The organism is Streptomyces sp. NPDC048383 (assembly GCF_040651775.1).
GTDB lineage: Bacteria > Actinomycetota > Actinomycetes > Streptomycetales > Streptomycetaceae > Streptomyces.
On record NZ_JBEZKS010000001.1, the window covers coordinates 398727 to 406636 of the forward strand.

Annotated in this window: 12 protein-coding genes; 3 read left to right on the forward strand and 9 right to left on the reverse strand. The window is 71.4% G+C overall.

Annotation, left to right across the window (positions count from 1 at the left end):
• Window positions 1-33 precede the first annotated feature (33 nt).
• A complete protein-coding gene (locus AB0D46_RS01890) occupies window positions 34-1008 on the reverse strand; it encodes a LysR substrate-binding domain-containing protein (RefSeq protein ID WP_362875277.1) in 975 nt (324 codons plus the stop codon).
• A 71-nt stretch (window positions 1009-1079) separates the two neighbouring features.
• Between AB0D46_RS01890 and AB0D46_RS01895 the strand changes: the two genes are divergently transcribed.
• The gene (locus AB0D46_RS01895) at window positions 1080-1712 is read left to right on the forward strand and encodes a maleylpyruvate isomerase family mycothiol-dependent enzyme (protein WP_362875278.1); all 633 of its coding nucleotides are present in this window, start codon (window positions 1080-1082) and stop codon (window positions 1710-1712) included.
• Window positions 1713-1745: 33 nt separating this feature from the next.
• Here AB0D46_RS01895 and AB0D46_RS01900 read toward each other — a convergent pair whose 3' ends face one another.
• From AB0D46_RS01900 to AB0D46_RS01915, 4 genes are all read right to left on the reverse strand, one after another.
• Window positions 1746-2015, reverse strand: coding sequence for a hypothetical protein (locus AB0D46_RS01900; RefSeq protein ID WP_362875279.1), 270 nt, complete (start codon window positions 2013-2015; stop codon window positions 1746-1748).
• A gap of 50 nt (window positions 2016-2065) precedes the next feature.
• Window positions 2066-2332, reverse strand: a complete 267-nt coding sequence (locus tag AB0D46_RS01905; protein WP_362875280.1) for a hypothetical protein — start codon at window positions 2330-2332, stop codon at window positions 2066-2068.
• Window positions 2333-2427: 95 nt separating this feature from the next.
• Window positions 2428-2625, reverse strand: coding sequence for a hypothetical protein (locus tag AB0D46_RS01910; RefSeq protein WP_362875281.1), 198 nt, complete (start codon window positions 2623-2625; stop codon window positions 2428-2430).
• The gene (locus AB0D46_RS01915) at window positions 2622-3197 is read right to left on the reverse strand and encodes a DUF5994 family protein (RefSeq protein ID WP_362875282.1); all 576 of its coding nucleotides are present in this window, start codon (window positions 3195-3197) and stop codon (window positions 2622-2624) included. The genes AB0D46_RS01910 and AB0D46_RS01915 overlap by 4 nt, the downstream gene beginning before the upstream one ends.
• Window positions 3198-3488: 291 nt before the next feature.
• On the opposite strand from AB0D46_RS01915, the gene AB0D46_RS01920 reads away from it, so the two are divergent.
• Both AB0D46_RS01920 and AB0D46_RS01925 read left to right on the forward strand, forming a co-directional pair.
• The gene (locus tag AB0D46_RS01920; RefSeq protein ID WP_362875283.1) at window positions 3489-3998 is read left to right on the forward strand and encodes a DUF5994 family protein; all 510 of its coding nucleotides are present in this window, start codon (window positions 3489-3491) and stop codon (window positions 3996-3998) included.
• 213 nt (window positions 3999-4211) lie between these two features.
• Entirely contained in the window at window positions 4212-5117 is a 906-nt protein-coding gene (locus AB0D46_RS01925; protein ID WP_362875469.1) for a helix-turn-helix transcriptional regulator, read from the forward strand.
• A 90-nt stretch (window positions 5118-5207) separates the two neighbouring features.
• Here the strand turns inward: AB0D46_RS01925 and AB0D46_RS01930 are convergent, their stop codons facing one another.
• The 4 genes from AB0D46_RS01930 to AB0D46_RS01945 form a co-directional block, all read right to left on the reverse strand.
• A complete protein-coding gene (locus tag AB0D46_RS01930) occupies window positions 5208-5408 on the reverse strand; it encodes a hypothetical protein (protein ID WP_362875284.1) in 201 nt (66 codons plus the stop codon).
• 259 nt (window positions 5409-5667) lie between these two features.
• Window positions 5668-6888, reverse strand: coding sequence for an HTTM domain-containing protein (locus AB0D46_RS01935; RefSeq protein ID WP_362875285.1), 1221 nt, complete (start codon window positions 6886-6888; stop codon window positions 5668-5670).
• Window positions 6878-7618, reverse strand: coding sequence for a DUF5819 family protein (locus AB0D46_RS01940; RefSeq protein ID WP_362875286.1), 741 nt, complete (start codon window positions 7616-7618; stop codon window positions 6878-6880). Before AB0D46_RS01940 ends, AB0D46_RS01935 begins: the two co-directional genes overlap by 11 nt.
• Window positions 7619-7729: 111 nt before the next feature.
• Window positions 7730-7910: hypothetical protein (locus AB0D46_RS01945; protein ID WP_362875287.1), on the reverse strand; the 181-nt coding region annotated here is incomplete at its 5' end.

Sequence of the window (7910 nt, forward strand, 5' to 3'; positions counted from 1 at the left end):
GGGGCCCGAATTCGCCTGAATGGGGGCAATCAACTATTCCACAACCGGTTCGCCCGGGTCGGCCGGCCGGGAGCGCCGCCGGCCCCGGGAGCCGGCCGCCGCGAGGTCGGTCCGCAGCCGGTCCAGCAGCGCCGCAGCGGCCGGGCCGGTCGGCCCGGCCGTCCGCCAGGCGAGGGCGACCCGGGCGCGCGGCTGCGGTTCGGCGAAGGGCAGCATCCGCAGGCCGAGGGAGGCGGCGAGGGATTCCGGGAGCCTCGGTACGGCTGCCACCCCGAGCCCCCGGGCGGCGAGCTGGGCCAGGAACCGCGGATCGGCCGCCTCGAACACCACGCGCGGCCGGAACCCGGCCCGTGCGCAGGCGCGTTCCAGTACCCCGCGACTGCCGGTGCCGCGCGGCAGGCTGATCACCGGCCGCTCTCGCAACGCCTCCAGCGGCAGGCCCGGCCCGTCGGCGTCGCCCGCGAGCGCGACCAGGGGGTCGTCGGGGGCGACGGCGGCGACGAGCGGCTCGTCGATCAGGACCTGGAGGTCGACCCCCGTCGGCGGTTCCTCGTCCGCGAGCCCGACCAGCGCGAGGTCGAGCACGCCGTCCCGCAGCGCGTCGATCACCCGCTCCGAGGAGTCCTCCGTCACCGCGACCTCGATGTGCGGGTGCCGGGCGTGGAACGCGGCCAACGCGGCGGCCAGGTCGAACTCGTGGACGGCGGCCCCGGAGAGCACGCCGATGGCGACCCGCCCGCGCAACAGCCCCCCGTACTCGTCCGCCACCTGCCGGGCGCCCTCGACGGCGGCGAGCGCGGCCCGCGCGTACGGCAGCAGGGCCCGCCCCACCTCCGTCGGCGTCACCGACCGGCCCGAGCGGTCCAACAGCGGCTGCCCGAGCTCCCGTTCAAGCTGCCGGATCTGGGCGCTGATCCCCGGCTGGGCCAGGTGCAGCCGGGCGGCGGCCCGGGTGAAACCGGCCTCCTCGACCATCGCGACGAAGTACTGCAACTGCCGGAGCTCCATAACCAGGAATTCTAGGATCGAGCACAACTGTCTCTTGGACTTCTGCACGCCTTCGCGATCACCCTGGACGCATGACGGACACCACGGAACTCGCAGCGCTCATGGCGGACGAACGGCGTGCACTGGCAGCCGTGTTGGACGACCTCCCGGCCGAGAGCTGGGACGCCCCGACCCTGTGTGCGGGGTGGCGGGTGCGCGAGGTCGCGGCCCACATGACGATGGGATTCCGCTACTCCCTCGCGAAGACGGCCCGGGAACTCGTCAGGGCGGGCGGTCGCCTCCACCGGATGACCGACGCCTGCGCCCGCCGGGACGCCGCCGCGTACCCACCCGGTCAACTCGCCGCGTTCCTACGGGAGAACGCGCACCATCCGTGGACCCCGCCGGTCGGCGGCCTCCCGATGGCGCTGGCCCACGACGTCGTGCACGGCCTGGACATCACGGTCGCGCTGGGCCTCGACCGACGCGTGCCCGAGGACCGCCTGCGCGTCCTGCTCGCCGGCGTCGACGCCCGCACCCTCAGGTTCTTCCGTACGGACCTCACCGGCGTCGAACTCCGCGCCACCGACCTCGACTGGTCCTTCGGCGCCGGCGCCCCCCTCCACGGCACCGCCCAGGACCTCCTCCTCGTCGCCCACGGCCGCGCACTCCCGCCGGGCCGCCTCGCGGAGTCCCCCTTGGGCGCCCGCTTCACCCGTCCCTGAACCACACGCGACCCCTCACCCGTGCGGGCGGGTTCAGCCGTCCTCCTCCTCGGTCTCCATGCGTCGGATTCCCTCGTGGGTGAGGGTGACCATCGCGGGGGTGTTGCCGGGTTCCCAGTCGACGGTGATCAGCCCTTCGCCCGCCAGGTAGGTGCAGGCGGCCGCCAGGTCCTGTTCGGGGACGTGGAGGTCGCGGCGCAGCTGTGCTCCGGTGATGCCGAGGAGGCGGTTGCCCTCGACGGCTTCGTACAGGACCCGGAGCACCTGACCGCGGTAGGTCTTGCGCTCGCGCAGTGTGGCCATGACCGGGTCCTTTCATGTGCGGGAGGGGAGTTCTGGTGCCCGTCGGGCTCTCAGACCTCGTCGGAATGGGCGCAGGCGCCGACCGGGGTCGGGCCGGCGACCGGCCGGGAGCGGTCGTGGTCCGCGGGTGTCGCCGTGTCGACGGTGAGGTGGAGACGGGTGCCGCCGTCGGGGCCGGGATAGCTGCGCTGTTCCGTTCCGGCGAAGGAGTGGCGCAGCGCCTGCGCGACCGCTCGGGCGGCTTCGGGCGTCCGCGCGATGATCCGGACCTCGGCGTGCCCGAGCGATGACATGGGCTCGGTCTCGATGTGCTCCACGTGGGCGTGTTCCCTTTCGGAGTGGGGGAGGAGCCGACCGGGCGGGACGCAGTGGCGTCCCGCCCGATGCCCCCGGTCGGAGGAAGGTCTTTCCGTCACTGGTCCGCGTCCCCGCGGTGGGCTCCACGACCGGTGTCGTTCGGCAGCCCGGGAGGCCTCGGCAGGGGCTCGCTGAAGCGGTACGCCTCGATCCGTGCGTCGTGCTGGGCGTTGAGCAGGTGGATCACGCGCATGCCGGAGCCGATCACGAGGATGATCACCGCGATGAGGACGACGGTCTCCACGGAACTCACCGCCTGCCGTTCCCGGGCAGCGGCGGGCCGCCTCGCTCCAGCGGGATCCCGACGGGGGACATGCAGGCCCCGCCCTCGCCCTCCCAGCCGGCTTCCTGGCGCTGGACGTCGCGGACGCCGCGCCCGATCGTGGCCTCGTTGGCCATGAGGACGCCTGCGGTCAGGACGCTCCCCGGGATCGCGGCAGCGGCCATCAGCCGGGCCGCGGCGGCGGGTTCGGTCTCGGGCGGTATGACGAGGAGGTCCCAGCGGCCGACCGTGTAGGAGAGCAGGATCAGCTTGTCGGGGTCCTGTTCGGTGAACCACCCGACGTGCATCATGCGCCCGTCGACGGCGACCGTGTGCGGTACGACGGGCCAGCGGGCGGGGTTCACGGTGACCCGGGTGACGCGGCCCCAGGGTTCCTCCAGCGCGGCGGCGAGCGGTGGGAGCTCGGCTCCGAGATCGCGGGAGCGGGGCCACCAGGCGCCGTCCAGCCGGCCGGCGAGCATGGTCTTCGGGGTGAGGGACAAACGGGCCGGGAGCTCTGCGGCGAGGACGCGGGGCGCGGTCCGGACGAGGGTCGTGGTCATGATGCGGACCTGCCCCCGGACTGCCCGTCGGCAGTCCGGTTTTAGGCGATCGCCGGAAATGACACCCGCGTGAAAGCCGGTGTGCGAAGTACTTCCGGTGCTTTCACTGTACGCCTGTTCGATGGGTTATGGACGGGTTGACCAGGTATTTTCCGGCAGGGGTGCCGTGGAGAGCGGTGGTGCGGACGGCGGGAGTACCGTGAAACGACGGCGGGCTCGCGTACGTCGCAGGTCGGCACCGGTGTCGGCATGCGACGGCAGCGGCCGCACCCCGTAGACGGGCGGACCCACATGGTTGACTCCGACACCCCCCACACGCTTCCGCTGCTCCTGCCGGACGCGATCCACCACGCGATCAAGCCCGGCACCGCCCTGTTGCGGTTGGAGACCACGCGGTCCCGGGAAGGGCTCCTGGACGGTGCGTGGTGGCCGCGCACGCGCAACATCGAGACCGAGCTGCCCGCGCTGATCGGCGCGCTGATCGAGCACCTCGGGGCCATCACCCGGGTCGGGGTGGACGCCTCCGCCTGGAACGGCCTCCCCACCCGCCTGGTCATCGAGGGTCAGGTCGTGCACCTCGACTCCGACCCGGTCGGCGACGACACCGTCCTCATCACCCGTGGACACAACGACCACTTCGCCCTGCTGGTGGTTCCCCCGGACACCACCGCCGACGCCGCCCGCGAAGCGATGGCCCGCGCCGTCCGCGCCGACAACATCACCCGAGCCGCTGAACTCCTCATCGCCACCACGCCCGACCCGACGGAGGGGAGTCCTGGACCGCCGGCGACGTCCGGCTGAGGGCGACGGTGTTCGGCGACGGTTATCTCCATTCCTCCATTCCTTCATTCCTTTATTGCAACCGGAAAATATGGTCAACCGGGTGCGAGGCGACGCGAGTTCGGGTCCGGCGGAAATCGTCGTGCTCGACGCGAGGTCAAGGCGTATCCACCTGCCCCGGCCGTGGCAATCTTCTCGCCAGCACAGGTTTTTGGAGTGGAGGTACGCAACCCCGTGGGTGTCATTGTCAATCCCACCGTGAGCAGGCGCCGACTGGGGTCGGAGCTACGTCGGCTCAGGGAGATCAGCGGTATGACGACGCAGCAGGTGTCGACCAGCCTGCTGATTTCCCAGCCCAAGATCAGCCTGTTGGAGAACGGCCGCCGCAACATCAAGCCGCGCGACGTGCGAGATCTCTGCGGGCTGTACGGAGTCCGGGATCAGCGGCGTCTCGAGGATCTGATGAGGATGGCGGGGGAATCGGGTGGGCAGGGCTGGTGGACCGCCTACGACGACATCCCGTACGGCGCCTACATCGGCCTGGAGACCGAGGCGGCCGCGGTCCGCTGCTACGAGCCCCACATGATCCCCGGCCTGCTGCAGACCCCCGCCTACGCGCGGGCGGTCATCGCAGGAACGATCCCTCAAGCCACCGCCGGACAGGCCCGCACACGCCTCGAAGTACGGATGCGGCGCCAGGACCGGCTGCGCGTCCCGGGCAACCCGCTGCGCTTATGGGTCGTGCTGGAGGCGTCGGCGCTGCGCCGCGTCATGGGCAGCCGCGAGGTCATGCGCGAACAGCTGGAACATCTGACCCACCTCGGGGCTCAACCACACGTCACGGTGCAGGTCCTCCCCCCCGATGTGGGTGCGCACCCGGGTGTCCCCGGACAGTTCACGCTGCTCGAGTTCGCCGAGACCACCGACGGGAGCGTGGTGTATCTGGAGAGGTTCACCAGCGACCTCTATCTGGAAAAACGATCCGACGTACGACGCTACGGCGACGTGTACGCACACTTGCAGGCCCAGGCGCTGAGCCCGGACGATAGCCGGAGCTTCGTCGAGGAAGTCGTCGGGGCGTACGCAGACGGCCCCGAACCGTCGCCGGACACCCGCGCGCCGTCCCTGTCGATCCCGTGAGCACCGTCGTCCCGCGCGGCAGGTGACAGGGCCCGGCCGGCGCGACGAGGGGCCGCCGGCCGGGCCACAGGGGGGCGAGCGGTGCTGCCGTCAGAGGTTCTCGTCGTGCAGGTCCTCTTCGCGCAGCAGGTCGTCCTCGCGGCGGCGCGAGGGCTCCTTCCGACCCTGCTTCTGTCCCTGCTCGCGGGACGACCTGCCCGGCTGGGGGTGAGCGGGGTCTCCGGAGCGATGGTGCTCCTGCGCCTCGCTGCCCTTGGCCGGATCCTTGGGCTTGTCCTGCGTACCGTCCATGACGGCGACTCCTTCTGGTGCGTGGGGTGCGGGTTCCTCTGGGACGACGCTGACACGCACGGTTGCGGTCTGCATCATTTCGACCGCGAGGCGAGGCACGCGGGTGATGCCCGTCCCCGATGCGGCGGTCCGGGAAGGCCCCGGGCCGGCCGTTGGGCGCCCGGGGGCGGGTGCCGTTCCCGCCCGCCCCGCCAGTGGGTCGTCATCGCTCCCGCCCGTGCCGTCCGGCCCGTGACCACCGGTGCCGCGGTCCGGCCGCTCAACTCCGGTCGGGCGCGAGCCTCGTAGCCGGCGTGGTGCCGCTCCGCGCCGGGGCGGCCGGTTGCTCGGAGTCGGGGACGCCCGGCCTGCCCTGCGGTGGTACGGATCCCCGTTCCGCCGCTCGGCCGGGCACGGGTCGCCACCTCCCCGTACGTCGTACGGCGCGTCGCCACAGGCGGGGCAGGAAGGCGTAGAAGCGGTCGGGAAGGAAGACGGCGTCCGCGACGATCATCGCGCCGGAGAAGAGGGGCAGCCCCAGGAGCACCGCGATGCCGAGGTGCATGCCCAGCAGCACGGTCAGGACCGGGTATTTGAGCTTCCCGAAGAGCACGAACGGGAAGGCGACCTGCAGGAGCACCGTCACGTAGCCGGCGATCGCGATCACCATCGGGTAGTCGTCGATGAGGTGGGAGAGCGCGGGCCAGGGCTGGAAGAGTTCGAGGTTCAGCGCGTAGTGGAGAGCGGTGCCGCCGCCCCAGGTGGGGCCCTGGATCTTGTACAGACCGGCTGATCCGTAGAGGAAGCAGACCTGCGCCGCGATGACGAGGATGCCGCAGTTGTGCACCACCGTGGTCAAGGTGGTCCGGGCGTCGAGGAGTTGCCGTGCGTACGGGCTCCGTACCGGCTCCGGCGCCTCGTCCGCGCGAGCCGCCCTGACCCGCTCCCGGCGTGCGTCCAGGGACCAGCGTCGACCGCAGGCGGTGAGGACGAGGTAGAGGGCCATCAGCAGGATCAGGTTGTCGCCCCCGTCCGTCATGAAGATCGACCTGGCATGGAACGAGGCCACCACGACGGCGAACAGGACGGACGTGGCGCGGGTCCGCCAACCCAGCATGAACAGCGCCGACGTGAGGACGGCCGTCACGTAGCAGAGTTCGAAGTAGGCGCGGCTGTCGGACAGGATCAGGAGGCTGTTCCAGCCCGTCTGGTCGAAGAGCTGTTGGGCCAGCGCCGGTGTCCAGGGGGACCCGGGGCCCCAGATCTCGTCGCGGTGCGGGAACTCGCGCAGCAGGAAGATCAGGTAGAGCATCCCGTAGCCGATGCGCAGGACCGATGCGGCGTACAGGGAGATCGGCCGGTCGGTGAGGAGCGTCCACAGACCGCCGATCCGGTCGAGGAGCCACCGGTGGGCCGTACCGGCGAGCGAAGACTCGCGGGCCGCGGGTCGGTGCGGCGCGGCTGCCGCGGAAGCGGGCTGGGGGGTCTGCTCATTTCCCATGGGAGGTCACCTTCCACCAGGGCAGGAGCCGGTCCTCGGTGGGCGCCGGCGGGCGACTGCCGGCCGGCGCACCGGGCCCGGCGACGGGCAGAGTGACGACCCGGAGCTGGACGAAGTCGAAAGCGCCGCCGTCGGTGTGGGCGGCGACGCGGTCCGCGGCGATGTTGGCCAGGTACGTCCGCAGCATCACGGCCCGTTCGGAGCGTGCCGTGTCGCTGCCTCCGTGCGTCTCGGTGTAGGAGGTCCAGGCGCGGCGCAGCAGGTTCTGGGACGTGTGGCTCGGAAACACGTTGTGGTCGACCGCCGCGTGGTCCACGGCGGCCAGGTCGAACCAGGGGGACACCCGCATCGATCCCTCGGCGTCGGTGTGTGCGGTTCGCGCCAGGATCTTCCGGTTGGAGGAGTCGGGGTCCGGGGCGAAGAGCCGCCAGTTCTGCTCGAAGAGCGGGAACACCCATCCGTTGACCTGCGAGCTGTACCGCTTCGACACGGGGTTGGAGGGGGCCACGTGGAGGAACACCAGGACGACGTGGACCAGAGCGGTCACCAGGCAGAGGACCGCGGCGGCGCGCAGCCCCGCTCTCAGCACACGCACACCCATGGGTGACGTGGGCGGCCCGACCGTTTCGTCATGGCGCTCCTGGGGGACCGGACCGGAGTCGGACCGATGGAGTTCCTTCACGCCCGCGGATTCGATTCCGCTCAACACCGCCCACCCGGCCCTTCTCATGTTGCTGTTCGCCTGAGGTCTTCGCGATTCCCACGGACGGCGCGCGGCGGATTCGATGAGGATTCCGCCGCGCGCCTTCATCCGATGAACGGGCTTCGTGCGGCCTGACGCCTAGCCCTCGTGGCCCGCGGGCTTGTTGCCGTAGCCGTAGTGGTCGCCGGGCTTCCCGTCGTGGCCGTGGCCGTGGTCCGGCTTACCGGGCTTCCCGTCGTGGCCGTGGCCGTGGTCCGGCTTACCGGGCTTCCCGTCGTGGCCGTGGCCGTGGTCCGGCTTACCGGGCCTCCCCTCGTGG

What these genes read in the sequence shown, in the direction of transcription:
- AB0D46_RS01890 (WP_362875277.1), bottom strand. Translation starts at nt 1,008, where the DNA reads ATGGAGCTCCGGCAGTTGCAGTACTTCGTCGCGATGGTCGAGGAGGCC.
- AB0D46_RS01915 (WP_362875282.1), bottom strand. Translation starts at nt 3,197, where the DNA reads ATGACCACGACCCTCGTCCGGACCGCGCCCCGCGTCCTCGCCGCAGAG.
- AB0D46_RS01895 (WP_362875278.1), top strand. Translation starts at nt 1,080, where the DNA reads ATGACGGACACCACGGAACTCGCAGCGCTCATGGCGGACGAACGGCGT.
- AB0D46_RS01935 (WP_362875285.1), bottom strand. Translation starts at nt 6,888, where the DNA reads ATGGGAAATGAGCAGACCCCCCAGCCCGCTTCCGCGGCAGCCGCGCCG.
- AB0D46_RS01930 (WP_362875284.1), bottom strand. Translation starts at nt 5,408, where the DNA reads ATGGACGGTACGCAGGACAAGCCCAAGGATCCGGCCAAGGGCAGCGAG.
- AB0D46_RS01940 (WP_362875286.1), bottom strand. Translation starts at nt 7,618, where the DNA reads ATGAGAAGGGCCGGGTGGGCGGTGTTGAGCGGAATCGAATCCGCGGGC.
- AB0D46_RS01920 (WP_362875283.1), top strand. Translation starts at nt 3,489, where the DNA reads ATGGTTGACTCCGACACCCCCCACACGCTTCCGCTGCTCCTGCCGGAC.
- AB0D46_RS01900 (WP_362875279.1), bottom strand. Translation starts at nt 2,015, where the DNA reads ATGGCCACACTGCGCGAGCGCAAGACCTACCGCGGTCAGGTGCTCCGG.